Genomic DNA, 217 nt, shown 5'->3' with positions numbered 1-217 from the left:
AAATAGCTATGTGAGCGGGGAAATCACAGGGGAAGCAGGAGCTTCCGGTTTTGTCGTCTCCGGAAATGCAGAAATAAGCAACAGCTATGCAACGGGAATCATCGAAGGCAAGCAATCCGCATATGGATTCGGAAAAGAAAGCAGTATCACAAACTGCTATGCGGCCGTGTATGTGGAAGGCAAGGAAACAGGCAATTTCAATGGAGAGAGCAGTAAG

At 47.5% G+C, this 217-nt stretch carries 1 protein-coding gene; it reads left to right on the top strand.

The window, feature by feature from the left end; all coding sequences use genetic code 11:
- On the top strand, positions 1-217 hold a 217-nt coding region (locus tag NE665_RS24695; RefSeq protein ID WP_256302806.1), incomplete at both ends, for a hypothetical protein.

Source organism: Clostridium sp. DFI.1.208, assembly GCF_024463855.1.
Classification (GTDB): Bacteria; Bacillota_I; Bacilli_A; order Erysipelotrichales; family Erysipelotrichaceae; genus Clostridium_AQ.
This window is presented reverse-complemented; position numbering and strand designations above follow the sequence as displayed.